General features: G+C 66.8%; 26 protein-coding genes and 1 pseudogene. 2 read left to right on the top strand and 25 right to left on the bottom strand.

Features of this window, described 5'->3' with window-relative positions; genetic code table 11:
- Window positions 1-123 precede the first annotated feature (123 nt).
- From ftsA to KYE46_RS08570, 23 genes and pseudogenes are all read right to left on the bottom strand, one after another.
- Window positions 124-1,452, bottom strand: a complete 1,329-nt coding sequence (gene ftsA / locus KYE46_RS08675; RefSeq protein ID WP_219004925.1) for a cell division protein FtsA — start codon at window positions 1,450-1,452, stop codon at window positions 124-126.
- A complete protein-coding gene (locus tag KYE46_RS08670) occupies window positions 1,449-2,417 on the bottom strand; it encodes a cell division protein FtsQ/DivIB (RefSeq protein ID WP_219004924.1) in 969 nt (322 codons plus the stop codon). Before KYE46_RS08670 ends, ftsA begins: the two co-directional genes overlap by 4 nt.
- Entirely contained in the window at window positions 2,405-3,355 is a 951-nt protein-coding gene (locus KYE46_RS08665; RefSeq protein WP_219004923.1) for a D-alanine--D-alanine ligase, read from the bottom strand. The genes KYE46_RS08670 and KYE46_RS08665 overlap by 13 nt, the downstream gene beginning before the upstream one ends.
- A gap of 109 nt (window positions 3,356-3,464) precedes the next feature.
- Window positions 3,465-4,394 carry a UDP-N-acetylmuramate dehydrogenase gene (gene murB / locus KYE46_RS08660; RefSeq protein ID WP_219004922.1) on the bottom strand — a complete coding sequence of 310 codons (930 nt, stop codon included), beginning with the start codon at window positions 4,392-4,394 and terminating at the stop codon, window positions 3,465-3,467.
- Entirely contained in the window at window positions 4,391-4,675 is a 285-nt protein-coding gene (locus KYE46_RS08655; RefSeq protein WP_219004921.1) for a hypothetical protein, read from the bottom strand. Before KYE46_RS08655 ends, murB begins: the two co-directional genes overlap by 4 nt.
- On the bottom strand, window positions 4,672-4,941 hold the full coding sequence (locus KYE46_RS08650; RefSeq protein ID WP_219004920.1) for a DUF2484 family protein: 270 nt from the start codon (window positions 4,939-4,941) through the stop codon (window positions 4,672-4,674). Before KYE46_RS08650 ends, KYE46_RS08655 begins: the two co-directional genes overlap by 4 nt.
- Window positions 4,941-5,183 (bottom strand): DUF2484 family protein, encoded by a 243-nt coding sequence (locus KYE46_RS08645; RefSeq protein ID WP_219004919.1) that lies wholly within the window; start codon window positions 5,181-5,183, stop codon window positions 4,941-4,943. Before KYE46_RS08645 ends, KYE46_RS08650 begins: the two co-directional genes overlap by 1 nt.
- On the bottom strand, window positions 5,180-5,485 hold the full coding sequence (locus KYE46_RS08640; RefSeq protein ID WP_219004918.1) for a hypothetical protein: 306 nt from the start codon (window positions 5,483-5,485) through the stop codon (window positions 5,180-5,182). Before KYE46_RS08640 ends, KYE46_RS08645 begins: the two co-directional genes overlap by 4 nt.
- Window positions 5,482-5,820 carry a hypothetical protein gene (locus tag KYE46_RS08635; protein ID WP_219004917.1) on the bottom strand — a complete coding sequence of 113 codons (339 nt, stop codon included), beginning with the start codon at window positions 5,818-5,820 and terminating at the stop codon, window positions 5,482-5,484. Before KYE46_RS08635 ends, KYE46_RS08640 begins: the two co-directional genes overlap by 4 nt.
- A gap of 31 nt (window positions 5,821-5,851) precedes the next feature.
- Window positions 5,852-7,276 carry a UDP-N-acetylmuramate--L-alanine ligase gene (gene murC / locus KYE46_RS08630; RefSeq protein WP_219004916.1) on the bottom strand — a complete coding sequence of 475 codons (1,425 nt, stop codon included), beginning with the start codon at window positions 7,274-7,276 and terminating at the stop codon, window positions 5,852-5,854.
- Window positions 7,277-7,279: 3 nt separating this feature from the next.
- Window positions 7,280-8,383 carry a UDP-N-acetylglucosamine--N-acetylmuramyl-(pentapeptide) pyrophosphoryl-undecaprenol N-acetylglucosamine transferase gene (locus tag KYE46_RS08625; protein ID WP_219004915.1) on the bottom strand — a complete coding sequence of 368 codons (1,104 nt, stop codon included), beginning with the start codon at window positions 8,381-8,383 and terminating at the stop codon, window positions 7,280-7,282.
- Between the two features lie 5 nt (window positions 8,384-8,388).
- Window positions 8,389-9,555, bottom strand: coding sequence for a peptidoglycan glycosyltransferase FtsW (locus KYE46_RS08620; RefSeq protein ID WP_219004914.1), 1,167 nt, complete (start codon window positions 9,553-9,555; stop codon window positions 8,389-8,391).
- A 205-nt stretch (window positions 9,556-9,760) separates the two neighbouring features.
- Complete coding sequence (gene murD / locus KYE46_RS08615; RefSeq protein WP_219004913.1) at window positions 9,761-11,155, bottom strand: UDP-N-acetylmuramoyl-L-alanine--D-glutamate ligase; 1,395 nt, start codon at window positions 11,153-11,155, stop codon at window positions 9,761-9,763.
- Between the two features lie 156 nt (window positions 11,156-11,311).
- Complete coding sequence (gene mraY, locus KYE46_RS08610) at window positions 11,312-12,397, bottom strand: phospho-N-acetylmuramoyl-pentapeptide-transferase (protein WP_219004912.1); 1,086 nt, start codon at window positions 12,395-12,397, stop codon at window positions 11,312-11,314.
- 12 nt (window positions 12,398-12,409) lie between these two features.
- A complete protein-coding gene (locus KYE46_RS08605; RefSeq protein ID WP_219004911.1) occupies window positions 12,410-13,822 on the bottom strand; it encodes a UDP-N-acetylmuramoyl-tripeptide--D-alanyl-D-alanine ligase in 1,413 nt (470 codons plus the stop codon).
- A gap of 13 nt (window positions 13,823-13,835) precedes the next feature.
- Window positions 13,836-15,311 carry a UDP-N-acetylmuramoyl-L-alanyl-D-glutamate--2,6-diaminopimelate ligase gene (locus tag KYE46_RS08600; protein WP_219004910.1) on the bottom strand — a complete coding sequence of 492 codons (1,476 nt, stop codon included), beginning with the start codon at window positions 15,309-15,311 and terminating at the stop codon, window positions 13,836-13,838.
- 11 nt (window positions 15,312-15,322) lie between these two features.
- Window positions 15,323-17,104, bottom strand: coding sequence for a peptidoglycan D,D-transpeptidase FtsI family protein (locus KYE46_RS08595; protein WP_219004909.1), 1,782 nt, complete (start codon window positions 17,102-17,104; stop codon window positions 15,323-15,325).
- Window positions 17,101-17,460: a cell division protein FtsL gene (ftsL, locus tag KYE46_RS08590; protein ID WP_219004908.1), complete on the bottom strand. Its 360-nt coding sequence runs from the start codon at window positions 17,458-17,460 to the stop codon at window positions 17,101-17,103. The genes KYE46_RS08595 and ftsL overlap by 4 nt, the downstream gene beginning before the upstream one ends.
- 2 nt (window positions 17,461-17,462) lie before the next feature.
- Window positions 17,463-18,443 carry a 16S rRNA (cytosine(1402)-N(4))-methyltransferase RsmH gene (gene rsmH / locus KYE46_RS08585; RefSeq protein WP_219004907.1) on the bottom strand — a complete coding sequence of 327 codons (981 nt, stop codon included), beginning with the start codon at window positions 18,441-18,443 and terminating at the stop codon, window positions 17,463-17,465.
- On the bottom strand, window positions 18,440-18,817 hold the full coding sequence (locus KYE46_RS08580) for a hypothetical protein (RefSeq protein WP_247716960.1): 378 nt from the start codon (window positions 18,815-18,817) through the stop codon (window positions 18,440-18,442). The genes rsmH and KYE46_RS08580 overlap by 4 nt, the downstream gene beginning before the upstream one ends.
- Window positions 18,818-18,871: 54 nt before the next feature.
- Window positions 18,872-19,105 (bottom strand): annotated as a pseudogene (locus tag KYE46_RS17595) (hypothetical protein); the annotation flags it as partial.
- Between the two features lie 511 nt (window positions 19,106-19,616).
- Window positions 19,617-20,717, bottom strand: coding sequence for an Mrp/NBP35 family ATP-binding protein (locus KYE46_RS08575; protein ID WP_219004905.1), 1,101 nt, complete (start codon window positions 20,715-20,717; stop codon window positions 19,617-19,619).
- Between the two features lie 57 nt (window positions 20,718-20,774).
- Window positions 20,775-21,977 (bottom strand): MFS transporter, encoded by a 1,203-nt coding sequence (locus KYE46_RS08570; protein WP_219004904.1) that lies wholly within the window; start codon window positions 21,975-21,977, stop codon window positions 20,775-20,777.
- Window positions 21,978-22,166: 189 nt separating this feature from the next.
- Here KYE46_RS08570 and KYE46_RS08565 point away from each other — a divergent pair, with 189 nt between their 5' ends.
- Window positions 22,167-22,388 carry a DUF1127 domain-containing protein gene (locus KYE46_RS08565; RefSeq protein ID WP_219004903.1) on the top strand — a complete coding sequence of 74 codons (222 nt, stop codon included), beginning with the start codon at window positions 22,167-22,169 and terminating at the stop codon, window positions 22,386-22,388.
- A 402-nt stretch (window positions 22,389-22,790) separates the two neighbouring features.
- On the opposite strand, the gene KYE46_RS08560 is transcribed toward KYE46_RS08565, so the two are convergent.
- A complete protein-coding gene (locus tag KYE46_RS08560; protein ID WP_219004902.1) occupies window positions 22,791-23,243 on the bottom strand; it encodes an Lrp/AsnC family transcriptional regulator in 453 nt (150 codons plus the stop codon).
- A 72-nt stretch (window positions 23,244-23,315) separates the two neighbouring features.
- Between KYE46_RS08560 and KYE46_RS08555 the strand changes: the two genes are divergently transcribed.
- Window positions 23,316-23,918, top strand: coding sequence for a LysE family translocator (locus KYE46_RS08555; RefSeq protein WP_219004901.1), 603 nt, complete (start codon window positions 23,316-23,318; stop codon window positions 23,916-23,918).
- On the opposite strand, the gene KYE46_RS08550 is transcribed toward KYE46_RS08555, so the two are convergent.
- On the bottom strand, window positions 23,915-24,496 hold the full coding sequence (locus KYE46_RS08550) for a hypothetical protein (protein WP_219004900.1): 582 nt from the start codon (window positions 24,494-24,496) through the stop codon (window positions 23,915-23,917). The two genes, KYE46_RS08555 and KYE46_RS08550, sit on opposite strands and share 4 nt — an antisense overlap.
- Between the last annotated feature and the right edge of the window lie 130 nt (window positions 24,497-24,626).

Genomic DNA, 24,626 nt, shown 5'->3' with positions numbered 1-24,626 from the left:
TTGGAGGCCAGCGTACCGCCGTTCCCCTGCGTCGTCACGCAGAAAATACGCACTATGCGCGAAATATGGCCCATTTGTGACGAAAAACTCGGCGATTTAGCGTGCATCCCCCATATGCGGGGGTCACCAGTTGTCGCGGAACCATTTGACCGCGCGCCTCACCGACCGCGCAGGAAGCCTGTCGGCGGGCAGATCGAAGTCCCACCACTCGTCCTGCGGGCTGGCCGCAAAGAGCGCGAGCCCCACGCAGGCGGAGAAGGCCGAGCCGTAGGCCGACTGCGGCAACCCCGCGACACGCATCGGTCGCCCAAGCCGCACCTGGTTGCCCAGAATGCGCGAGGCGAGCCCGTCGAGACCGGGGATCTGGCTGCCACCTCCCGTCAGCACGATGCGCTGTGACGGCAGATGCTCGAAGCCTGCCGCGTCCAGCCGGGCGCGCACATCTTCGAGGATTTCTTCCACCCGCGGACGCATGACGCCGATCAGCTCGGCGCGCGAGACCGTACGGCGGTCGTGGTGCCAATCGCCGGTGTCGCTGTCGAGCTCGATGATCTCGCGGTCGTCGAGGCCGGTGGCGATCAGCCCGCCGAACTTGGTCTTGATCCGCTCCGCCATGTCGACGGGGATATGCAGGCCCTGGCTGATGTCGCGGGTAATATGGGCCCCGCCCATCCGCACCGTATCGGCGAAGATCATGTGCTTTTTCATGAAGATCGAAAGGCTCGTCGCCCCGGCACCCAGATCGATGCATGCGGCGCCAAGCTCCTGCTCGTCCTCCACCAGCGAGGACATGGCCGCCACGTAGGGGGCCGATGCCACGCCCGCGAGCTCCAGGTCGCAGCGTTTGACGCAATGCAGCAGGGTCTCGATCGCGTGGCTTTCCACCGTCAGCAGGTGCATGTCGCACGAGAGCCGGTTGCCGACGTGGCCACGCGGATCCGAGAGGCCGGTGCGGTTGTCGAGGGAGAAATTCACCGGCTGCGCGTGGAGCACCTCGCGGTTGCTGCCGATGTCAGGCATGTCGCACATCGCCAGAACGCGGCCGATGTCGTGATCCTCCACCGCGCCGGTTTGCAGATCGACCTCGCCGGTCAGCCCGTAGCTGCGCGGCCGCGCCCCCGAGAGCGAGACGATCACGTGATCGACGCGGGCATTGGCCATCTTCTGGGCCGCCTGCACCGCCGTGCGGATCGCGCGCTCGGTCTCCTGCACCGTGTCGATCTCGCCGAACTTCACCCCGCGCGAGCGCGTCGTGGCCGCGCCAATGACCCGGAACGAGGACTGCCCCGCCATGGCGCCGATGCCGTCGTCCTCGGGCTCGGTGCCGTCGAATTTCAGAACCAGACAGGCCACCTTGAAGGTGCCGATGTCCAGAACGGCAATGACGCCGCGCCGCATGGCTTCGGTTCGTTTGGCCCGCATGGCCCGTTGCGTTTGATAGAGATTTGTCATCCGCGCGTTTCCCCATCGGATCTTTCAGCCGCCAGCGTGCGCATACGCCGGAGCTCGTCCATTGCCTCACCAGTCAACCGCACGGTCAGACGACCGGGGTTGCGTAAATCAACCGCTGTCACGTCGCGCGACAGGATTTCGCCCATGTCATGGAGCGCCAGAACCCGGTCCAGCGCCTCGCGGGCGCCCGCCTCGGGCAGCATGATCCGCGTCTCGTTCGTCAGCACCACGTCCCACCGCCGCTCGCCCATGCGCACAAGGCCATGGACCCGGTCGCCGAGGATCTCGGTGGCGGCCATCAGGTCGAGTGCTTCGGTCACGGCGAGGTTGGCCCCCTCCCCGCCCAGAAGCGGCAGCGGCGTCTCCAGCTCGCGGTTGCCGAAGCCGGCGACGAAATGGCCTTCCTCGTCGATGATGCTCAGCCCCTCGTGGGTCAGCCAGAGCGCGGCGGGCACCCGTTCGTCGATGCGCACCGAGAGGTAGCCGCCGGATTGGATCCGCAGATCGGCGGTGCGGACGGGCGGCAGCGCTTCAAGGCGGCCGCGCAGCTCGTCGAGGTCCAGATCGAAGGAGGAGATCGGCAGGTCCAGCGCCAGCGCCGCGCGGACCTCTTCGGTCACGTCGTCTGAGGCGCCGTCGATGCCAAGCACGTTGACGCGGAACTCGGGGCGGTTCTCGATCTCGCGGCGGATCTCGTAGGCGGCTTCGAACAGACCCGCGATCCGGGCGTCGTCCGACAGGTACCACGCCACGGCCGCGAAGAGCGCGAACAGCGGGATGCCGAGGTGCAGCGCCTTGCGGAAGATCGGCGTCAACCACAGCCGCGTGACACGGTAGCTGAGCTTGGAGGGCGCCGGATCATGGGCCGCTGCGGGCGCGCCCGGCAGGTTGCGACGAGGAATGATCGTGCGCACCGAAGTGCGGCGCAACTGCCGTTCGGGACCGTCTGCCGTTACCTGTCGCATGACGCATCCTCCACCAGCCAGCGGCACAGGGCGCCGAAGCTCATCCCCGTCGCCTGCGCCTGCTCCGGCGTCAGCGACGTGGGCGTCATCCCCGGCTGCGTGTTGACTTCGAGGATGATCAGCCCGTCGAGGCCGCGCGCCTCGTCCCACCGGAAATCGGTGCGGCTGACGCCTCGGCATCCAAGCGCGGTATGGGCGCGCAGGGCCATCTCCATGCAGGCATCCCAGATCTCGGAAGGAATCTCGGCGGGCACCACGTGGCGCGAGCCGCCGGGCTTGTACTTGGCGTCGTAATCGTACCAGCCGTCGGTCAGGATATCGGTCACCGTCAGCGCGCCGGGATCACCGGGACGGTTGCCCAGAACCGACACGGTCAATTCACGACCCGGTGCGAAGGTCTCGACCATCACCTCGTCGGGCATCTCGTCGGAGAGCTGTGGCGGACCGTTTGCGGCCTCGTTCACAAGGTAGACCCCGACCGAGGAGCCCTCGTTGTTGGGCTTCACCACGTAGGGCGCTGCCATCACGTGGGCCGCGCAGACGTCTTCCTTCTTCGCGATCACGCTGTCGACAACCGGCAGACCATGGGCCTTCAACGCCACCTTGGCGCGGGTCTTGTCCATGGCGAGGCTGGAGGCCAGCACGCCGGAATGGGTGTAGGGAAGACGGAGCCATTCGAGCAGGCCCTGAACGCAACCATCCTCACCCCACCGACCGTGGAGCGCGTTGAAGACGACGTCGGGAGCGATCTCGGAGAGCTGCGCGCAAAGCTCCGCCCCGGCGTGGGTCACGCCCGGGTCCACTTCGATCACGTCAAATCCCTCTTCGCGTAACGCCTCGGCGCACCCTTTGCCGGTGCTCAGCGACACCTCGCGTTCCGCAGAGGGGCCACCCATCAAGACGACGACACGAGATGGAAGGCTGCTCAACCCTGCCACCGTTACTGTCCTCACATTGTCCGGCTGATACGTTGCCTGCCGGATCGATTTCCCCCGCACGTTGGCGGAGCCTTGCTTTGTTTTCTAGCGCTACTGGTGCGTGCTGCGCTTATTTATCAACGGGTTCTCCGACCCGCATGATTTCCCACACTAGTTCTATGCCTTGGGTTTGGAAAACCCTTTTTCGCACTTCCTCACCCAATCCTTCGAGATCTGCGGCAGTTGCGCCACCTTTGTTGACCAGAAAGTTGGAATGCATCTCGCTCATTTGCGCGCCGCCGCGGGTCGCGCCGCGCATGCCGGCCTCGTCGATGACCTTCCACGCCTTGAGGTCATGGGTGTCGTCGGCCCGCCCGGTGGAGCTGAAACCCGCCGGGTTGCGGAAGGTCGATCCGGCGGTGAGCGCCTTGGTAGGCTGCGTCGCGTCGCGCTTGGCGAGCTGTTCCTCCATCCGCGCGTGCAGTGCGGCGCTGTCGCCCGACCCGCCGCGCAGGGTGACGGAGAGGATCGTGGCGCCTTCGGGGATGTCGGTCTGGCGGTAGGCGAATTGGATGTCGTCGCGGGTCAGCGTCGTGGCAGTGCCGTCGCGCAGGATCACCTCGGCGCTGACGAAATGATCGGCCACGTAGGAGCCGTAGCAGCCCGCGTTCATCCTCAGCGCGCCGCCGAGCGAGCCCGGAATGGTGCGCAGGAAGGTGAGGTCGATCCCCGCGTCCGCTGCCGCTCGCGCCACGCGGGCATCGAGTGCCGCGGCGCCGGCGGTGACGAGATCGCCATCGACGGTGATGTCCATGAACGGCCGGCCCAGTTTCACCACCACGCCGCGCATGCCGCCGTCGCGCACGATGAGGTTGGAGCCGACGCCCATGGGGAAGACCGGCATGGCGGGATCGAGGGCGGCGAGGAAATCCGCGAGGTCCTCGGCGTCTGCGGGCTGGAACAGCCACTCCGCCGGGCCACCGACACGCAGCCAGGTGAGGCCCGAGAGCTCCTTGCCGGCGGTGAGGCGGCCACGGGGCGTGGGGAGTTGGTCTGTCATTCGGCTTCATCCTCCTTGCGCAGGGCGCGGGCCGTGATCCCGATCAGGCCGGCGGCGACGGCGCAGAATGAAAACGGAAGCGCCACCGAGAACAAGAGGAACACGCCGACGAGTGTCTGGTCCATGTCGTTGCTGTAGACCAGCGGAAGCAGGCCGATGCAGACCGTGACGCAGACGCCCCAGATCCCCCAGAGCATCCAGCGCTTGCCCTTGCGGGCGGTCACGTAGCCGGCCAGCAGACCGGCAATGGCGGAGAAGCCGATAAGCAGCGTGTGGTTCATCCGGTGCGGTCTCCGTCTCCGGTCCCGCCCACGGCGCGGCGGAGGTGGTGGGCGGCGCGCTTCAGGGGCCAGCGCAGGATCGAAGCCCCGGCCGCGAATACAAGGAGGCCCCAGAACGGGCCGGCCTGATAGGTCACCCACCCGAGCAGAGGGATGCCGGTGCCGATCAGGACCCAAGCGGCGGGCCATTGGATGCGGCGCGGGCCCATGGCGGCGACACAGGCCGACAGCGCCCAGATGCAGGCGAGGATCAGGGAGGGGGGCATCAGGTTTCCCTCCGAAGTGCACGCGTGCACATATAGCGTAACGGATTGCGATACATGGATAAAACGGCAAATACGATTATCGCGGCCCAGATCCAGCCGTGGCTGTATCCGACGAATCCGACCAGCGGAAACGCGAGGATCAACAACGCGATGCCGGGGGGAAATTGCATTCGGTAGGGCAGCATCGCGACGATGGCGGAGGCCAGAACCCAGAGGCAGGCGAGGATCAGGGCGAGGCTCATGCAGCAGCCTCCCGTGTGCGGCGTGCGCCTTGGTGGCCGAGAGGTGCGGCGGCGGATGTCAGGGCGGCAAGGGTCGCTGCGCCGAACGTGACGCCAGACGCATCGGGCATCGTGTCGGGTGTCGCAGTTGCGTCGGGGGCTCCGGGGGCCATCATCGGGATGTGAGCCGATAAGCCGACGCGGTTCAGCGCCAGCATCGCGCCGACGACCGTCAGGCCGGCGTGTTTGCCAAAAGTCCGCGCCGCGGCGAAGGCCAGAGCGACGGCGTCAAGCAAGGTAGCGAGGGGTATTTCGCGGCTCATGCGTCTTCCTCCCCTGCCCTGTTGCGCGGACGGAGGCTGCGTCCGATGAGGAGAGCCAGTCCGGCCCAGAGGGTCGCGGGGCCGAGCACGACGAGCGCCCAGATGCTTTCGCCGATTGCCAGACGTTGGGAATAGCCGATGGTCTCGCCGCCGAAGATCTCGGGCTGGATCGGCACATCGGCCGGGCTGCGCGCGCCCACGAGGGTGGCGGCAAGCCAGACGGCCATGGTGAGCAGGATCACCACCCCCGGCGTCAAGCCGTGGCGGGGCACCAGATAGAGGGTCAGCAGACCGGGAACGATGATGATGGCCAAAGCGATGGCCAGCACGCTCATTGGGCCGTCCGATCTATGGCGACGGCGCGGCTCATCCGGCAGCCGCCGCATCATCGAGATCCGCAAGACGCTCTGGCAGGCCATTGGCCCAAGCCGAGATCGTCCCGGCTCCGAGGCAGACGACCATGTCGCCGGGGCGGGCTTGTTCGCGGACCAGACGTTCGAGATCATCCTCGTCCAGAAGCGCGCGGGCGTGGCGGTGGCCGTGGCGGATCATGCCATCGACGAGATCATCGCGCGAGGCACCCTCGATCGGCTCTTCCCCGGCGGCATAGACCTCGGCGATGCCCACGACATCGGCCTCGGAGAAGCAGCCGCAGAAATCCTCGAACAACGAATGCAGGCGCGAGTAACGGTGCGGCTGGTGCACGGCGATGACGCGGCCTTCCGAGGACTGCCGCGCGGCCTTGAGTACCGCGGCGATTTCCACCGGGTGGTGGCCGTAATCGTCGATCACGGTGATGCCGCCGACCTCGCCCACGCGGGTAAAGCGGCGGTTCACGCCCTTGAAGCCGTCGAGCGCTTCACGGATCTCGTCGGCCTTCATGCCGAGATGACGCGCCACGGCCACGGCGGCCAGCGCGTTGGAGACATTGTGATCGCCGGGCATCGGCAGCTTGCAGCCTTCGATCACGATATCCTCGGCCTGCAGGGCAATGTCGAAACAGGCGATGCCCTTCTCGTAATGCAGGTCCACCGCGCGCACGTCCGCCTGCGCGTTGAAGCCGAAGGTCACGACGCGGCGGTCGGTGATCTTGCCCACGAGGGTCTGCACCTCGGGGTGGTCGGTGCAACAGACGGCGAGGCCGTAGAAGGGAATGTTGGAGACGAAATCGAGAAAGCCCTGACGCAGGTTCTCGATCGAGCCCCAGTGCTCCATGTGCTCGGGGTCGATGTTGGTGACTATGGCAATCGTGGCGGGCAAGCGGTTGAACGTACCGTCGCTCTCGTCGGCCTCCACCACCATCCAGTCGCTCTGACCGACCCGCGCGTTGGAGCCGTAGGCGTGGATGATGCCGCCGTTGATCACCGTCGGATCGACGCCGCCGTGATCGAGCAGCGTGGCGACCATGGTGGTGGTCGTCGTCTTGCCGTGGGTGCCGCCGACGGCGATGTTGGAGCGCAGGCGCATCAGCTCGGCCAGCATCTCGGCGCGGCGGACGACGGGAAGACCGCGCGCGCGGGCCTCGTCATATTCGGGGTTGCCGGGCTTGATCGCCGAGGAGATCACGACGACCTGCGCCTCGCCGAGGTTTTCCGGCGCTTGCCCGGTGAAAATCCGCGCGCCGAGCGATTGCAGTCGGTCGGTGATCGGCGTGGACTTGAGGTCCGAACCCTGCACGTCATAGCCGTGGTTCAACAGCACCTCGGCAATACCCGACATGCCAATGCCGCCGATACCAACGAAATGAATGGCACCCAGTTGGGTCGGCATCTTGGTGACGGCAGCGTTCATGGCTTACTCACTCGGTGTGGTGTTGGCCGCGAGGCTCTCGACAAGAGCGACGAGGCGGTCGGTGGCATCGGGCACCGCGACGGAGAGCGCGGCGATGGACATGGCGGTGGCAGCTTCGGGCTGCGTGAGGATCTTCTCGATCTCGGCGGCGAGGCTTTCGGGCGTCAGCTCGGCCTCGGGCATCAGGATGGCAGCGCCGGCTTCGACCGGGCCGCGGGCGTTGGCTGTCTGCTCGTCGCGCACGGCGATGGCGAGCGGCACGTAGATCGCGGGGCGACCGACAACGTTGATATCGGCCACGGATGACGCGCCGGAGCGGCAGATCACCAGCTGCGCCTCGGACAGGCGGCGGGGCATGTCGTGGAGGAAGGTCACAACCTCCACCCGCATGTCGAGCGCGTCATAGGCGGCCTGCACGCGCTCCACATCTTCCTCGCGCGCCTGCTGTGCGATGCGCAGGTGCTGGCGCAGGTGCTCGGGCAGGAGCGCCACGGCCGCGGGCACCACGTCCGAGAGGATGCGCGCGCCCTGGCTGCCGCCGAAGACCAGCAGGCTCATCGGCCAGTCGCCGGGCGGCGTATAGGGGGCGCCGGCGCGCTCGGCAATCGCGGCGCGCACCGGGTTGCCGGTGTGCACATCCTGGGCGCCAAGGGGCACCTCGGTCGGCCATGTGCCGCAGGCCACGTGAGAGACATGCTTGGCGAAGAGCCGGTTGACCCGGCCGAGGACGCCGTTCTGCTCGTGCAGCATCCGCGGCCGCCCGGTGAGCCGCGCAGCGGCCATGGCGGGAATGGTGGGATAGCCGCCGAAGCCCACGACGACATCGGGTTTTTCGCGCATCATTTTCGTGGTGGCCGAGAAGATGCCGCCAAAGATCCGGAACGGCACGGCGAGTTTCGCCAGCAGGCCGCCACGGTTGAAGGTGGCCGAAGAGACCTCGCGGATCTCCACCGCGTGGCTGAAACCGCCCACGTAGCGCGCGCCGCGCGCGTCGGTCGAAAGCGTCACCCGCCAGCCGCGCCGCAGCATCGCCTCGGACAGCGCCTGCGCCGGGAACATGTGCCCGCCGGTGCCGCCTGCCGCGATGATGAGATGGGGTTGAGACATGGGTACTACCGGTGACGTGACAGGAGGTGATCGGCGATATCGCCCTGCGGACGGGTGCGGGTGAATACCAAAAGCATCCCGACCGCAATCCCCGTCGCGATCAGCGAGGAGCCGCCGTAGCTGACGAATGGCAGCGTCATGCCCTTGGCCGGCAGAAGCCGCACCGCGACGCCCATGTTGATGAAGGCCTGCAACGCCAAGAGCGAGACCAGCCCCGTGCCCGCCAGCCGCGCGAAGGGATCACGCTCGCGCATCAGGCGGAAGAAGCTGCGCGTGGCGATTGTGAGGTAGAGCGCGATGATCACGAAGACCAGCACCAGCCCGTATTCCTCGGCCGCCACGGCGATGATGAAATCGGTATGGGCGTCTGGCAGCGTCCACTTGACCGAGCCCTCGCCCAGTCCGGTCCCGAACAACCCACCCTCGCGGATCGCGTCGGTGGCATAGCCCAACTGCGTGTTGGCGCCGACCTCGTCGCTGAGAAAGCCATCGATGCGGCGGCGGAAGTGCTCGGAGGCGGAATAGGCGAACGCCCCGCAGGCGCCGACGCCCGCGATCACGAAGCCCAGAAGCACCATCGGCGCGCCGGCCACGAAATAGATCACCGACCAGGCGAAAATCACCAGCGCCGCCTGCCCGAAGTCCGGCTGCAACGCGAGAAAGCCCACCAGCATCACCGTCACGAAGAACGACACGGCCTTGCCCGGCGGGCCCCCGACCTCTTGGCTCGCCGCCATCATCCAGGCAGTGAAGACCACGAAGACCGGCTTGAGAAACTCCGACGGCTGCAACGAGGCGAAGCCGAGCGAGTACCAACGCGTCGCCCCCATGCCGTAATCGGTGCCGAAAATCGGCAACAACGCCACGGCGAGGATCGCGAAGAAGAACCCGATGACACCCCACCGGCGCACCGCGATGGGAGACATCATCGACACGAGGATGATCACGTTGAGCGCCAGCCCGCCGTAAAACGCCTGCCGGATCACGTAGTGGAAGGGCTCGTGGCCATTGCGCTCCGCCAGCGGCGGCGAGGCCGCGAAGCCCAGAAGGATGCCGATCCCGAAGAGCGCGAAAACGCACCCCAGGGTCACGCGGTCAATCGTGCTCCACCACCGTGGAATAACTGCGTCGCCCGTGTGCACAACGACTGTGCCATGCGCCATTTCCGTCATGGAATGCCTGCCTTGCCCTCAAGCGGACCGAGGTGCCGCCTATCTGCTCATGCCCGGGTTATCCCGGGTCTATCTCGTCAGGATAGCCCGAAAAGCCGGGGCTGGCTAGCGTTAGATGGCGCTGGTTGCACATGATTTGAGCACCCCGCAGGCAGGCCATGCACGTCGGGACACGGCCGCGGAGCGCCCCCTCGTGCGGTCCGTCTCAGCCCTGCAAGGCCTCGACCTGCGCGATGAAATCGGCGCCCCGGGCCTCGAAACTGTCGTATTGGTCAAAGCTGGCCGCTGCAGGCGCCAGAAGCACCGTGTCGCCCGGCTGCGCCTCGGCGCTGGCGCGGGCCACGGCCGTCGCCATGTCGCCACAAATCTCCGAGGGGATGTCGCCCAGATGCAGGGCAAAGGCCTCGGCCTCGCGTCCAATCACATAGGCCTTCAGGACCTCGCCGGCAGCGCCGTGCAAGGGCTCCAGCCCGCCGTCCTTCTCCAGACCGCCACAGATCCAGCGGATCTTCCGGAACGCGTCCAGGGCCTTCACCGCCGCATCCACGTTGGTCGCCTTGCTGTCGTTGACATAGGCCACGCCGCCGATCTCGGCCACTCGCTGCGACCGGTGCGGCAGGCCCGCGAAACTGGCAAACGCCGCCTCGATCGTCCGTGGCGCCAACCCGAGCGCGCGACAGACCGCATAGGCGCAGGCGGCATTCTGATGGTTGTGCGCCCCCGGCAGCCCCGGCACCGGGCGCAGATCGATGGAGGCCGCCTGCCGCCCCTTGCGAAACTCGCTGAGCCAACCCTTGCGGGTGCTGACATCCCACCCCGGCCCGGACAGCTTGCCCGAGCCCACCCGAATCAGCCGCGTATCCTCTGGCCCCTCGACCATCTGGTTGGCGAGATATTGCCCCTCGGCCTCGTCGACGCCGACAATCGCACGCTCCGGGCCGCCCTCGGCAAAAAGCCGGCGCTTGGCGGCGAAATAGCCGCCCATGCCGCCATGGCGATCGAGATGATCGGGCGAGAGATTGGTGAAAACGGCAATGTCAGGCGTCAGCGCACGCGCCAGTTCGGTCTGGTAGGAGGAGAGCTCCAGCACCACCACCTCCCCGTCGATCGGCGGCTCGATGTCCAGCACGCCGCGGCCGATGTTGCCCGCCAGCTGCACCGGCACATTCGCCTCTTCAAGGATATGCGCGATCAGCGCCGAGGTGGTGGACTTCCCGTTCGATCCGGTCACCGCGACGACGCGCGGCGGCGTGTCATGGAACGCCCAGTCCCCCTGCCCGAGAGAGCGGAAAAACAGCCCGATGTCGTTATCCACCGGCACGCCCGCCCCATAGGCCGCGGCAATGGCGCGGTGCGGCGCGGGATAGAGATGCGGGATCCCCGGAGAGGTCACGAGACAGGCCACGTCCTCCAGCCCGTCGCGCACCGGATCATGGAGCGTGAAGCCCTCGGCCTCAGCCCGCGCGCGCCCCGCATCCCCGTCGTCCCAGCACAGCGCCTCGGCGCCGCCCGCGCGCAAGGCCCGCGCCGTCGCCAGTCCGGACCGCCCCAGCCCCAGCACAGCCACGCGCCGTCCCTCGAAACCCATCACCGGGATCATCGCAGCTCCCCCTCTTCATCTTTTCTCAAATACGGAAAATTCCACCCATCCACAGGATGCCGTCGCCCTGACCCTGCCGCAAGGCCGGCCCCGGACGCCAGACGAAACATCGCGTGACGCGCCGCGCGCGTCGCAATTGGCCTGCGGGCCAGGCGCTTAGCGCAGTTTCAGCGTGGCGAGGCCAATCAGCGCGAGGATCAGCGAGATGATCCAGAACCGGATCACGATCTGCGGCTCGGCCCAGCCCTTCTTTTCGAAGTGATGGTGGATCGGCGCCATCAGGAAGACCCGCTTGCCGGTCACCTTGAAGTAGAGCACCTGCACGATGACCGAGACCGCCTCGGCCACGAAGAGACCGCCGACGATCGCCAAAACGATCTCGTGCTTCGTCACCACCGCAATGGCGCCCAGGGCGCCGCCCAGCGCCAGCGAGCCGGTGTCACCCATGAAAACGGCCGCGGGCGGCGCGTTGTACCACAAAAAGCCCAGACCGCCGCCGATCAGGCCGGCGCAGAAGATCAGCAACTCGCCCGTGCCCGGCACGTAATGCACGTCGAGATACTCGGTGAAGTCGACCCGGCCCACGGCATAGGCGATGATGCCCAGCGTCGCCGCCGCGATCATCACCGGCATGATCGCCAGCCCGTCGAGCCCGTCGGTCAGGTTCACCGCATTGGCCGAGCCCACGATCACGATCATCACGAAAGGCAGGTAGAGAAAGCCCATGTTCAAGAGCACGTCCTTGAAGACCGGCAGGGCCAACTGGCCGGAAAGGTCGTCCGGATGGGTCTGCGCGGCGATCAGACCGGCGCCCAACGCGATGGCAAAACCGATGGCCAGACGCAGCTTGCCCGAGACACCGGCCGAGGTGTTGCGGCTGACCTTGGCCCAATCGTCGGCGAAACCGATCAGCCCGAAGGCCACGGTGACACCCAGAACAAGCCAGACATAGGGGTTGTCGAGCCGCGCCCAGAGCAAGGTCGAGAGGCAGACCGCGGCGAGGATCAGCAGGCCGCCCATGGTGGGGGTGCCGGCCTTGGTCTCGCGGTGGCTTTCGGGGCCGTCCTCGCGAATCGGCTGACCGTCCTTGTACTTCCGCCGCAGGGCGTCGATCAGGGGTCGGCCGAAGATGAAGCCGAAGATAAGCGCGGTGAAAAACGCGCCGCCTGCGCGAAAAGTGATGTAGCGGAAGAGGTTGAAGACATCGCCACCGTCCGACAGTTCGCTGAGCCAAAACAACATGTAGCGGTATCCCTAACCTTGATCCCCGAGCGATTGCCCCAGTTTCCGCAGGGCGTCAACCACAACGGAAACCTTGGAGCCCTTGGAACCCTTGACCAGCACCACGTCGCCGGGGCGCAGCCGGCGCGGCAGGGCGTGGCACAATTCGCGCGCCGTGGCCTCGTGGGCGCCGCGCTTGGCGCCGGGCAGCGCGGTATGGAGATGTTCCATCAGCGGGCCGCAGGTGTGGACGACGTCGACGGCCTCCATGCTCGGCAGCTCCGCCACGTCGGCATGCATCGCCTCGGCGCCCTCGCCCAGTTCCAGCATGTCGCCCAGCACCGCGATGCGCCGCCCGCCCCGGGCCGGGGTGATGGCGGCCAGCACCTCGAGCCCCGCCGCCAGCGAGGCCGGGTTGGCGTTGAAGGCGTCGTCGATCAGTTCGATGGCGATATCATCGGTCTGGCTGAGCACGATGCGCTCGCGCTGGCCGCGCCCCTCCACCGGTTGCCAGTGCGACAGCATCATCGCCGCCTGCGTGGGATCCGCCCCCGCCGCCGCGACCGCACAGAGGACGCCCACCGCGTTGCTGGCGTAGTGCCGCCCCGAAACCGAGAGCTTGGCCAGCCGCGCGCCCTCCGCCGTGGCCAGTCGCATGACGGTGCTTTCATCGGAGAGGATCACATCGGTGAGCCGCAGGTCCGCGCCCTCCGCCTCGCCGAAGGTCACAACCTCGGCGGCGTGGGTCCGGGCGGTGTCGATCAGAATGCCTGATGTCTCCACGTCGAGCGGCACGATGGCGACGCCCCCCGGCTCCAGCCCTTCGAAGATCGAGGCCTTCTCGGCGGCGATGCCCTCGATGACGCCGAAGGCCTCAAGATGCGCCGGCGCGATGGTGGTGATCATCGCCACGTGGGGCCGTGCCATGCGGGCGAGCGGCGCGATTTCGCCGGGGTTGCTCATGCCGATCTCGATTACCGCGAAGTCGGTGTCAGCGGGCATCCGCGCCAGCGTCAGGGGCACGCCCCAGTGGTTGTTGTAGGAAGCGACGGCGGCGTGAACCTTGCCCTGCCCGCTCAGCGCCTGCTTCAGCATCTCCTTCGCCGTGGTCTTGCCGACCGAGCCGGTAATCGCGATGACGCGGGCCTCGGTGCGGGCGCGGGCGGCCTGCCCGAGGCGCTCCAGCGCAGGCAAAACCGCGTCCACCAGCAGACATTTCGCGGGATCGACGCCGTCGGGCACATGGCTGACCATGGCGGCGCAAGCGCCGGCCTCCAGCGCCTGGGCGACGAACTCGTGCCCGTCGCGGGCCGCGGCGAGGGCGACGAAGAGATCGCCCGGCGCCAGCGTTCGCGTGTCGATGGAGACGCCCGTGGCCTCCCATGCGCCGGTGGCGGTGCCGCCGGTGGCGCGCGCGGCCTCTTCCGAGGTCCAGAGGCGGCTCATGCGATCCACAAGGTCATATCGCGCCCTCCAAAGCGGCCACGGCAACCGAGGCTTGTTCAACGTCGTCAAAGGGATAGACGACATCGCCCATCTGTTGACCGGTCTCGTGTCCCTTGCCCGCGATAAGCAGCGCGTCGCCCGGCTCCAGCATATCGACCGCGCGCAGGATCGCCTCGGCGCGGTCGGCGACCTCGGTGGCCTCGGGACAGCCCGCCATGACGGCGGCGCGGATCGCGGCGGGATCCTCGGTGCGGGGGTTGTCGTCGGTCACGAAAACCACGTCGGCCCCCTCGCAGGCGGCCTTGCCCATCAGCGGGCGCTTGGAAGTATCGCGGTCGCCCCCTGCCCCGAAGACGACGGCAAGCCGCCCGAGCACATGGGGGCGCAGCGCCTTCAGCGCCACGTCGAGGCTGTCGGGCGTGTGGGAGTAATCCACATAGATCGGCGCGCCGTGGCTGCGGCGGGCGGCCAGTTGCATGCGGCCCCGCACGCCCTGCATCTGCGGCAGGACGGCGAAGACGGCGTCGGGATCCTCGCCGCCCGCGATGACCAGCCCGGCGGCGGTCAGCACGTTCATTGCCTGAAAGGCGCCGATGAGGTTCAGGCGCACCTGTCGCGCCTCGCCCTGCCAGCGGAAGAGCACGTCCTGCCCGGTCTCGTCGATCCGGCGGCCGGTGATCTTCAACGCGGCCTCGGCGTATTGCGCGACGCCCAAAACCTCGATCCCGCGCGCCTCGCAGGCCTCGGCCACGCGGGGGCCGTGGGGGTCATCTAGGTTCACCACGGCCACGCCGTCCTCGGGCAAAAGCCCGGTGAAAAGCCGCAGCTTGGCCTCGAAATAGGCCTCCATCGTGCCGTGGTAATCGAGGTGATCCTGCGTGAGGTTGGTGAAGGCGGCCGCCGCGAGGCGCACGCCGTCCATCCGGCTCTGGTCCAGCCCGTGGGACGAGGCCTCCATCGCCGCGTGGGTCACACCAGCGGCGGCCATGTCGGCCAGAACGGAATGGAGCGTCACCGGCTCGGGCGTTGTGTGGATGCCGGGGGCCTCATAGGCACCTTCGACACCGGTGGTGCCGATGTTGACGGCATTGATCTTCAGCGCTTCCCAGATCTGGCGGGTGAAGCTGGCGACAGAAGTCTTGCCGTTGGTGCCGGTCACCGCGACCATGGTTTCGGGCTGTGCGCCGAAGAACAGCGCGGCGCTGTGGGCGAGCGCCTCGGCCGCGTCTTCCACGACGACCAGCACCGCGTAGGAGGCGGCGAGCTCTTCCGCCGCGATCTCGGCGCCCGCGCGGTCGGTGAGCACCGCGCCCGCGCCCATGCGCAGGGCATATTGGATGAACTCGGCCCCGTGGACCCGCGTGCCGGGGATTGCGGCAAAAAGCGTGCCGGGCTTCACCTTGCGGCTGTCGAGCGCCAGACCGCTCACCACCACATCGTTCCCGCTCATGGGGGTGAGCCCCAGATCGGAAAGTCGTCTTTCAGCCATGCTGCACCTCCTCAGTTCGAGGAGCTGGATAGCTGCAAACCGAGGGGATGTTCAACGCTCGGCCGCAAGCCGAGCAGCGGTGCGGTGCGGCGGATGACCTCGGCGGCGACGGGCACGGCTGTCCAGCCCGCGGTGCGGCGCGGCTGGTTGCCGGAGGGGTCGGAGGCTTCCTGAAGGGTCACGATCAGCACGTATTGCGGATCATGCATCGGGAAGGCGCTGGCGAAGGTGTTGAGGTTGCGGTCCTCGTAGTAGCCGCCGTTGGGACGCGGCAGGTCGGCGGTGCCGGTCTTGCCGCCGACGGCATAGCCCTCGACCTCGCCGAAGCTGGCGGTGCCCTCGGTCACGACCTGACGCAGCATGGCGTTCACGATCTGGCTGGTGGATTCGGAGATGATGCGCGGCCCCTGCGCGGGCGCGTCGCGGCGCAGAAGCGTCGGCTCGATCAGCGTGCCGCCGTTGACCACGGTGGAATAGGCGGCGGCCAGATGCAGCGGCGAGGTGGAGACGCCGTGGCCGTAGCTGATCGTCATCGTGGAGAGCTCACCCCACCGCGAAGGCACCAGCGGGCGGCCCGAGGCGGCCTCGACCAGTTCCACCGGCGTGGGGGTCAGCAGGCCGAGGCTGCGCAGAAAATCCTCTTGCCGCTCGCGGCCAATCGTCTGCGCCATGCGCGCGGTGCCGATGTTGGAGGAATGGATCAGCACGTCGGCGACGCTCTGCTCGGCGCCGTAGTAGGAGAAGTCGCGGATCGAGAAGCCCGCCATGCGCAGCGGCCCGGTGGTGTCGATCATGTCGTAGGGTGAATAGAGATCCAACTCCAGCGCCTGCGCGATGGTGAAGGTCTTGAAAACGCTGCCCAATTCGTAGACGCCCTGCACCGTCCGGTTGAACAGCGGGCTGTCGGCCTGATCGCCTTCCAAGAGCGGCCGGGGCCGCGCGTTGGGGTCGAAATCGGGCAGGCTCGCCATCGAGATGACCTCGCCCGTGTGCACATCCATCAGCACCGCCGAGGCGCCGCGCGCGTTCATCAGCGCCATGCCGCCGGCCAGCACTTCCTCGACCGTGGCCTGCACGGTGAGATCGAGCGAGAGCTGCAGCGGCTCGACCCGGCTCGGGTCGCGCAGTTCGGTGTCGAAATGGGCCTCGATGCCGGCAATGCCGATCACCTCGGCGGCATTGACCGCTTCTTCACCGAAGCTTGCGCCGCCGAGCACGTGCGCGGCGATGGAGCCGTTGGGATAGAGCCGCATCTCGCGCGGGCCGAACAGCAGGCCGGGCTCGCCGAGGTCGTGGACCTGTTGCTCCTGTTCGGGCGAGATGTAGCGGCGCAGCCAGAGGAAGCGCGAGCCGCTGGTGAAGCGACGGTAGAGGTCGTCGGCGTCCATCTCAGGGAAGATCTCGGCCAGCCCCTCGGCGGCATTGCGCGGGTAGATCAGGTCGTGGGGGTGGGCGTAGAGCGCGTTGGTGGCGAAGTTGGTGGCCAGAATGCGCCCGTTGCGGTCGGTGATGTCGGCGCGGGTGTTGAGGATCGTGGGCCCCTGGCTCACGAGGCGCGGCTCGGTCGGGGCCGAGGTCGCCAGCGCGGCCATGCGGGTACCGACGGCGCCGAAGGCCAGCACGAAGCACAGGGCGACAAGCAGGAGGCGCGATTCCGCGCGCACCCGCATCTTGTCGCGCAGGCCTTCGTGGCGCAGGCGCAGGTTCTCGCGCTCCACGTTGTCGGGGTTCTCGCCGCGCGCGCGGGCGTCGAGGATGCGGGTCAGCGGGCGTAGCGGAATGCGCAGGCTCATAGGGGCTCTACCTCTCCATCCCAGATCGGGTTGGACGAATTCTCAAGAATGAAGGCTTCGGCGTCATCCACCGGCGAAGGAAAAGGAATCTGCGCCACGTCGCCGAACTGGTCGGAGGTGAGCGGCAACAGGCCCAGACGGTCGAAGTTGAACCGCGCGAGCTCACGCAGGCGGTCGGGGCGGTTGAGATAGGCCCATTCGGCGCGCAGCACGCCCAGACGCTCGCGTTCGTTGACGATCTGGCGCTGGAGGCGGTTGACCTCTCGGTCGGCCATCTGGGTCTGGATCGTCTGGTGATAGGCCCAATAACCGAGGCCCACGACGATGATGGCGGCGATGAGGGTGGTGAAACGCATGGTCAGAGCCCCTCCAACTGCGGCAGGCCAAGGGTCTTGAGGTCGATTTCCTGCGCGGGGGCGTCGGTGCGCGTGGCGATGCGCAGCTTGGCCGAGCGGGCGCGGGTGTTGCGGGCGATTTCCTCGGCGTCCGGCGCGATCGCCTTGCGCGGCGTCAAAAGGAAACCGGGGGTCTTGGCTGCGGCCTCGGGCTCGTAGCGGGAGCCGCCGCCGCCGGTGCTGGCGCGCTCGGCCATGAACTTCTTCACGATCCGGTCCTCGGAGGAATGGAACGTCACCACAGCGAGCTTGCCGCCGGGCTTAAGCGCGCGTTCGGCGGCCATGAGACCATGGGCGAGCTGGCCGAATTCATCGTTGACAGCGATGCGGATCGCCTGGAACGAACGGGTGGCCGGATGGCTCTGCCCCGGCTTCTTGCGGGGCAGGCATTTCTCAATGATGCCAGCGAGTTGCAGGGTGGAGTTGATGCGCGTCTTGGCCCGCTCCACTACGATCGCCTTGGCAATCCGGCGCGAGGCGCGCTCTTCTCCGTATTGGAACAGGATGTCGGCCAGAAGCTTCTCGGGGGCGTCGTTGACCAAGTCCTCGGCCGAGACGCCGCTCTGCCCCATGCGCATGTCCAGCGGGCCGTCGCGCATGAAGGAGAAGCCGCGTTCGGCAATGTCGAGCTGCATGGAGGAGACGCCGAGATCCAGCGTCACGCCGTCGAGCGGCTCGCCGGCCAATGTGTCGAGGTCGGAGAAGGTCCCCTCCTCCAGTCGCAGACGATCCCCGTAGGACCCGGCCCAATCGGCGGCCATCTCGAAGGCCATGGGGTCGCGGTCCACGCCGATCACCTTGCCCGCGCCTCCCTCAAGCAAGCCACGGGCGTATCCACCAGCGCCGAAGGTTCCGTCCAGCCACACGCCAGAAACCGGCGCGACTTCGCGGAGGATGGCCCCCAACAGAACGGGGATGTGTGGCTGTTCTACTGCGTCGGTCATTCGGCATTGTCTGTTACCGGGGGTGTTTTGGGCGCGTTGGCCAGGGAGACGGGATTGAAGAATTCCTTGCCCTCGGAGAGCTTCGCGAGCATCGCGGCCAGCTTGTCCTTGGACGCCTCGCTGTCGGCGGGCTTGAGGATGTGGAATTTCGTGCCTTTGCCCTGGAAGACCGCCTCGCCGTCCAGTGCCAGCTTGTCGCGCGCGGAGCCGGGCAGGACGAAACGACCGTTGTCGTCGACCTGCACCTCGTCGCAGAGCGAATAATAGAGAATCTCGAGAACTTCGCGCTCTTCCTCGCCCTCGGGCATGGATTGGATGCGCTGATCGAGGTCGTCATAGGCGTCGCCCGACAGACACTCGACATAATCGGTCATGGGGTTGCCGTAGGCGATATAGAGACGCGCGGCGTCACCGGGGGCACAGGCGGCGTCCTGGGCTTGCAGGGTACGACGGAATTTAGCCGGGAGCGAAACCCGGCCCTTCCCATCTACCTTGCACACATTGGTGCCCTGAAACCTCGTGTCCACTAATCTCGCCTCGGTCCTGCGCGGCCACCAGCGGCCGTCACAACTTTTGCCCGTGTTGGGCCGTATTCCGGGCCCGGAAATGGAAACGGCGGACTGAGGAAGCTGCCACTCCTCAATCCGCCGCCCTCGTCCCATTTCTGGGGTGTCCGACTACGCTGACTACCTGGGGGGGATGTCTGCTCGTCTACGCGCCGGATCTCTTTTTTCGACGAATGAGATGCCTGTATGAACCTGCCTATTTTTATTGTTGGTTCGGATCTTTTTGATCCTTTGTGTTGTCTCGCTGTCGATGGAATTCTTGTCCCATGGTACGCCGTCCCATTCAATACCTTTTTATGGAACCTTCTCCCACTTTGCCCGATTCAGCCCCAAACCTACCCCCTCGGTGGTGTCGAAAAGACACAGCCCTCATGGCGGATATTGTGGGCGCACAGCAGCAAATCCCATCATCTTGGGGTGGGGAGCGGTGGGGGGAGGAAGTGGGGGATGGTGGCAAATTTTTCCAGAAACCGGGCCACTCCGGCGCGATCACGGCGGCGTGATCCCGTTTTGTTCTGGAATTGTTGATTCGTCGCGCGACTGCGGGGGTCGGAATCAGGGGAATTGGGAAAAGTATCGGGGGCGCATTCGCCCCCGAGGGAATTGGTCAGGCCATGCCGCCGTCGATAAAGCGCCGCGCGAGGCTGGCATAGGCTTCGGCCATCGGGCTGTCGCCGAGCGCGATGGGGTCGCCGGCATCTCCGGCAATCCGGGTGTCCAGATCGATCGGCAGGGCGCCGAGGAAGGGGATGTCCATCTTCTCGGCCTCGGTGCGCACGCCCCCCTCCCCGAAGATATGCGCCTCGTGGCCGCAGTTGGGGCAATGGTACGTGGCCATGTTCTCGATCAGGCCGAGCACAGGGGTCTTCAGGGAGGAGAACATGTCGAGCGCCTTGCGCGCGTCCAGAAGCGCCACGTCCTGCGGGGTGGAGACGACGATAGCGCCCGTCACCTCGGACTTCTGGCAGAGCGTCATCGCCACATCGCCGGTGCCGGGTGGCAGATCGACGAGCAGCACGTCCAACTCGCCCCACTCCACCTGGGTCAGCATCTGTTGCAGCGCGCCCATCAGCATCGGCCCGCGCCAGACCACGGCCTTCTCGGCGGGCAGCATGAACCCGATGGACATCAGCGTGACGCCGTGGCCCTGCAGCGGGATGATCGTCTTGCCGTCAGGCGAGGCGGGGCGCTTGTTGACGCCCATCATGCGCGGCACCGAGGGGCCGTAGATGTCGGCGTCCAGAAGGCCCACCTTGCGCCCCTGACGCGCCAGTGCCACGGCAAGGTTGGTGGAGACGGTGGATTTGCCCACCCCGCCCTTGCCGGAGCCGATGCCGATGATGCGCTTGACGCCCTTGGGCTTCATCGAGCCTTCCTGCGGCTTCATGTGTCCGCCCACCGACAGCGTCGGAGGCGCGCCCTTGGGACCACCGGGCGCGGCGCCGGGGGCGGAAGGCGCGGCGCTGTGGGCCGTCAGCGCGACAGAGACCTGTCTGACGCCATCCATCTTGCCGATGAACTCCTCCACGCCCGCGCGCAGGCCCGCCATCTGTTGCGCAATCGCGGGCGACGGGGCCTCGATGATGAAGCTGACCTTGCCCTCGTTCACGGTGAGCGCGCGGATCATGTCGCGGCTGACAAGGTCGCCGCCGTCGGGCAGGCCGATCTTCGTCAGGGCTTCAAGGATGGTGTCGCGGGTCAGGGCCATGGGGCGTCCTTTTGCAAATTCTCGTTTCGTCTCGGTGCCCGTGCGGGGGCTTTCCTCTCACATAGGAGGGTTTGTGCGCGCGCGCACCCCCACAATCACCATGCCGAGGGTGCCGAGCGTGCCGGCCACGGCCAGCGCGGGGCCGATGCCGATCAGGTCCGCGGCCGCCCCGATGGCGACGGAGCCAAGCGAGACGGTGCCGAAACCCACCACGACCCAGAAGCTCATCACCCGGCCGCGGAAGGCATCGGGCAGGCCGGTCTGGATCGCCGATTGCAGCGAGACACCGCACCATGTGGAGCTGAGCCCGGTGAGGGCCACGGCCAGCAGGACCAGCGGCCAGCTCGGCGCGAGGCCCATGGCGATCACCGCCCCCTGCCCCGCGAAGGAGGCGACCCAGACGGTGCGCGAGATCCGTGCGCCCACGGCCGACACGCCGCCCGCCTTGAGGAGCGCCGAGGTCAGCGCGCCGACGCCCGCCGCCGCCGTCAGGAAGCCAAGGCCCGCCGCGCCCCGGCCGAAGCCGCCGTCGGCCACCACCGGCAACACCTCGAGCGCGCCCCGTGCGGAGGTGGCAAAGATCATCGTCATCAACAGCGCCTGCCAGATCAGCGGATCGGCCGCCGCATAGCGGACGCCCTCGACCAGATCACTGAGAATCGGGGCTGCGGCGCGCGGCGGCAGGCTGCGGGGGTGCAGCGCGGGCAACACCGCCAGCATCGGCACATAGCACAGTGCCGCGAGCCAGAGCGCCGTGGCCCCGCCCGCCGTGGCGATGACCCACCCCGCAAGCACCGGAGCCACGAGCCGCGCGAGGTTGAAGTTGAGCGCGGTGATAGAGACGACGTGCTGCACCATCTCGGCCGAGACCAGCCGCGGCCCGAGCGACATGCGCACTGGGTGATGGGCCGCCGAAATGAGCCCGATGCTGAGCGCGGCGAGCGACAGGCCCACCGCCCCCACCTCGCTCGCCAGAAGTGCGAGGACCGCGATGATCGCCGCCATCAGCCCGTTGGTCACCAGCGCCGCTTTGCGGATGTCGACACGGTCCGCCATGACCCCGAAGAACGGGCCGAAGAGCAAGGTCGGGAACAGACTGAGTGCCGCGACGAGGCCCACGGCAGAGGCCTGTCCGGTCCTCTCCCACGCCAGCCAGCCCAAGGTGACGCGCTGGATCCAGATGGCCTGCACCGCAAAGAAGACGCCGCCGAAAAACAGGCGAAACTGACGATCCTTGAAGGCACCACCGGCAATCAGCATTCAGTTAACCATACGTAACCAAAGGAAAATGCGCCATGCACGTGCTGCATAGCAGCATTTCGGAAACGTTCATTGTGCAGCCGCAGCATTCGCCTATCTTCAATCTCAACAGAGCGAGACACAGCCAAATCACTTGGGCGACGGAAGGGCAAGAGCCCCCGGAAGCCTACAGAGAAATCGAGGACTACCATGGCCTACATCACAGGCAACCGCACCGCGACCGCAACCTTCGGCCAACGCCTGACCGAACTCCGCGAAGCCGTCGCACAATCCTACGGCAACTGGCGCGTTTACCGCCGCACGCTGAACGAACTCAACCAGCTGTCCAACCGCGAACTGGCTGATCTGGGCATGAACGCCTCCATGATCAAGCGCATCGCGCTGGAAGCGGCTTACGGCGACAACGTCTGAGCCTCCAAGGTCTGGCAATCGCGCCGGACCGATACCAGATACCGGGCCCTATCCTCCCATAGGGCATCCGGGACAGCGGGCCGCAAACGATCCTCCCTCGGATGCGCCCGCACCCTAACAACGGCCCGGAAACGGGTCAGACGTCCGGCCTCTTTCCTCCCATTGGGGTCGCGATAGACGGTGAAGCTCCTCCTCCTCCCTTAGGAGCGGAACCACACGGCAGATCGAGCCTTTCCTCCCATTGGATCGGTCTGAAAACAGCAGCGGAAGTCCTCTCCTCCCTTGGATGGACGCTGCGCCCAGACCTTGCTTGTTCCTCCCAACGAGCGGGTCAGAAATCGGCGGTGATGGTGTCTTCCTCCCAGAACACCATCATCGCCTTTTTTCGTTTGAAGGCCCCCTTCAGGCGCGGGTATCCTTGGGAGATCCCATCACCACGTAGGTCGTGATCGTCGCCACCTGCGGCAGCGCGCCCAGAACATCGGTATGGAATCGCTTGTAGGTGGTCAGATCCGCCACCTCGACGCGCAGCAGATATTCCACGGTGCCGGTGATGTTGTGGCATTCCACCACTTCCGCAGCCCGCGCCACGGCGGCCTCGAACGCCTCCTGCGCGCCCTTGGTGTGGAGGTTCAGACCTACGGTCATATAGGCGACAAAGCCGATGCCCATGGCAGCGGGGTCAAGCACGGCGCGGTAGCCCGAGATCACGCCCTGCGCCTCCAGCGCCTGAACCCGGCGCAGGCTGGCAGAGGGCGACAGCGACACGCGCTCGGCCAGGTCGAGGTTCGATATCCGGCCGTCGCGGCTCAACTCGCGCAATATCTGGCGATCTTTATCGTCGATCTTCGGCATTTGTTGCGCAGTATTGCCGCCAGCACCGAATTTAGCAATTTCATTCCGAAGTTTCCTCCGTAAGATTGCGCAATGACTTATGAAATCCTCACCGGCCTTGTGCTTTTCGCCTTCGCCTCCTCGATCACGCCGGGACCTAACAACATCATGCTGATGGCCTCGGGCGTGAACTTCGGGCTGCGGCGCACGGTGCCGCATATGTTGGGCGTATCGCTCGGCCACGGGGCGATGACGGTGCTTCTGGGCCTTGGGCTGGTGCAGGTCTTCGTGCTGATTCCATGGCTCCGCACGGTGCTGACGGTGATCTCGGTCGCCTATCTGCTGTGGCTGGCGTGGAAAGTGGCCAATGCGGCCCCGCCCGCCCACGCGAAGGAGGACGCGCGCCCCCTCACCTTCTTGCAGGCGGCGGGGTTCCAATGGGTCAACCCCAAGGCCGTCTACATGTCGATCTACGCCCAGACGACCTATGCGCCGGAAGGCACCGGATGGTCCGGCGCGGTGCTTGTGGGCGTCGTCTTCGCGCTGGTGAACCTGCCCTCCGTCGCCACCTGGGCCTGGGGCGGCACGCAGGTGCGGCGCTGGCTGGCCGCGCCGGGGCGGCTTCGGGTGTTCAACTGGACGATGGCGGCGCTGCTGGTGCTGTCGCTCTACCCCATCATCCTCGGCGAGGGTTAATTCGGCCGGATCGCCACGCCGCTGGCAAAGCGCGGCACCAGTGCGATCGGGTCCTGCTCTGCATCCCAGACACCGTCGCGGAAGACATGCTGCAAGAGCCGATTCGCGTTCTCCGGATCCGCGCTGTACTGGAAACAGAACTCGCGCGGCGAGGTCTCGCGCAGTTCCTCGCGGCGGGCGGGGAGCATCTCATCGGGGAGCGCCGTGAAACCGTCGAGATCGAAAGGAAAGCGATAGCCCTCGGCCTCCCACATCGCTTGCAGGCCCTGATCCTCGTAGGGAATGCACAGCGCGTCGCCGCGCCAGTCGATGCGGTAGCGGGCCACTTCCATCGGGTTGTCCCAGGTCGCGGAGGCGGTGACCAGAACCACGTGATCGGCGTTTTGCTCCACGTAGATCTCGGCCCAGGCGCAGGAGGTGCGGGCATCGGGGAAGTAGCAGAAGGCCGAGGCATCCATATGGGCGGTGATTTCAGCGCGGGTCAGGAAGTCCTGCGACGCCTCTTGGGCCTGCCCGCCGGAGCTGAGGCCAACCGACAGGGCGCACAGTGTCAGAGCCGATAGAAAACGCGGCAACATGTTGAACTCCTTCACGTCTTGCGGGCGTGTTCACGGGCCCGCGCGCAGGCGCGGCGGGCTCGGATCACGGGTCGGATCGGAGCCTAGTGGGCCGGGGGCCACAGGTCGAGAGGGGGAAATCCGCCCCCTC

This window comes from Gymnodinialimonas ceratoperidinii (assembly GCF_019297855.1).
Lineage (GTDB): Bacteria > Pseudomonadota > Alphaproteobacteria > Rhodobacterales > Rhodobacteraceae > Gymnodinialimonas > Gymnodinialimonas ceratoperidinii.
This window is presented reverse-complemented; position numbering and strand designations above follow the sequence as displayed.